This is a genomic window from Pedobacter sp. 05L430, from assembly GCF_056397585.1.
On record NZ_JBFTNT010000444.1, the window covers coordinates 1 to 2,273 of the forward strand.

At 39.7% G+C, this 2,273-nt stretch carries 2 protein-coding genes; both read left to right on the top strand.

The window, feature by feature from the left end; genetic code table 11:
- The coding region (locus tag AC1DG9_RS26180) for a gliding motility protein GldB-related protein (RefSeq protein ID WP_477635583.1) at positions 1-908 on the top strand (908 nt) is incomplete at its 5' end.
- Between the two features lie 103 nt (positions 909-1,011).
- Positions 1,012-2,226 carry an MFS transporter gene (locus AC1DG9_RS26185; protein WP_172662715.1) on the top strand — a complete coding sequence of 405 codons (1,215 nt, stop codon included), beginning with the start codon at positions 1,012-1,014 and terminating at the stop codon, positions 2,224-2,226.
- Positions 2,227-2,273 lie beyond the last annotated feature (47 nt).

Genomic DNA, 2,273 nt, shown 5'->3' on the forward strand with positions numbered 1-2,273 from the left:
GCATTAAGACAGTTAAAAACAGCACCACAGATCCATATAAGGCTAAACTGATTACCAGCGATGTAAAGAACTTTTGGAAGGCATATGACCTAGCTAAAAAGGATACCGCCAACGCCATCAACCTTTATAAGAAATACTATGTAGAACCTGCCTCAAATGGACTTCAGGATTATCTGGGTTATAAAATCAGAAACCTGAAGAATTTTGTAAAATCTGTAAACACCAAGCCTCTATTTTATGCCGCTGTACGTAAAAATACTTACGCCGTAGATCAGCAAAAGCCTCAAATGATCCAAAGCTTTGTTAAGTTCAAGCAAATCTACAACAAGGCTCAATTTCCTGACATTTACTTTGTTATTGGCGCTTTTAATTCAGGCGGAACCAGCACTGATGCCGGCTTATTGATAGGCTTGGATCAATCTGCCCGCACAGAAGAAGTTCCTGTTAAAGAGCTAAACTTATGGCAGCAAAACAACTTCACAAACCTAAAATCCTTACCAAATCTAATTGCCCATGAGCTCATCCATTTTAACCAGAATGGCCTTGCTGGCGACACCACGCTCCTTGCCGGTTCACTTACCGAGGGCATGGCCGATTTTATTGGCGAACTGATATCGGATAAAACTGCTAATGAACGTCTGCATGTCTGGGCTAAAGGTAAAGAAAAACAGATCTGGACAGATTTTGAGAAAGAGATGTATCTCGCCAAGTCTCACAATTGGATCGCAAATTCCGATCAGGAAACTGCAGATAAACCTGCTGATCTGGGCTATTGGGTTGGTTACCAGATCTGCAAAGCCTACTACAACAAAAGCACCGATAAAAACAAAGCTGTAAACGATATGCTTAACATAAAAAACTATAAAGAATTTTATGTTAAAAGCGGCGCCGGGCAGCTGTTTAAGTAATTATTTTACTTTAAAATAGTTTATTTATTACATTACCATGTTCTAAAAATACGGGTTAAAAACCTTTATAAGGGTAACTTTGGCTGCTCAAAACATTTATCAATTGACAGCATCAAAACCATTAAAAGAACACAATAAGGGCATTTCTACTGTCCTTGCTTTTGCCCTGTTACCATTATCCGGCTTCGCAACAGACATCTACATCCCTTCCTTACCTACCATGGCTACCACCATGAATGTAAGCAGTTTACAAGTACAATTAACACTTAGCTTATTCCTAATCAGTTATGGAATTTCACAGCTCTTTATAGGCAGCGTGCTAGATAGTTTTGGCAGGTATAAACTTAGCCTTATCTGCTTACTCGTATTTGCAGCAGCAAGCATCGTAATTGCAAATACCCATAATGTCTACCTCATTTACCTCATGCGAATCATTCACGGATTTACAGTAGGAACTATCATTGTAGGCAAACGCGCATTTTTTGTCGATATTTTTGAAGGCGATAAACTTAAACACTATTTAAGCCTGTTCTCTATCATTTGGTCTACCGGCCCCATAGTAGCGCCATTTTTAGGTGGCTATTTGCAAACTGTATTTGGCTGGGAGTCTAACTTCTACTTCCTTGCCGGTTTAGCAATCATACTTGCCATACTCGAATTCATTTACAGTGGCGAGAGCCTGACCCGCTTCTCTAAATTCTCATTAAGCAATATCGGCAACATCTATCTTAAAATGATTAAAACCCCGAGCTTTAGTCTGGGTATAGTGATGTTGGGCCTTGCCTATTCAATGGTAATGATTTACAACATGACAGGCCCATTTATCATAGAACACCACCTTCATTTTTCACCGGTTGTCGCCGGTTATAGCTCCCTGATTCTTGGTTTTGCCTGGATGGTTGGCGGTTTTATAGGTAAAGCAACCATAAACAAGCCATTTTTAAAGAAAATGATTGTGAACCTGGGGCTGCAAATACTCTTTGTGCTGCTCATGTTTATCAGCATTCAATTCATATCCAGCATCTATACACTTATATTCTTCGCCTTTTTAATTCACGTTACGGCAGGCTATATCTTCAATAATTATTTTACTTTTTGTCTGGGCAGATTCCCTAAAAATGCAGGCATTGCCAGCGGATTAACCGGCGGTGTTACGTATGTGATCGTGTCGTTTCTAAGCTACAGCGTTATCTCATTCTTACCGGCAAAAGACGAGCACAACTTAAATTCCAGCTACTTACTACTAGCCGTTATTTCAGGAATAGTGATGTTTGTGATCTTTAAGCTCACCAAAAAAGAAGAGCTAGCGGCAGCGTAGTCAGGCTTTAAGAAAAGCCAAGATCTTTTAGCAATTGATCTTTGTAG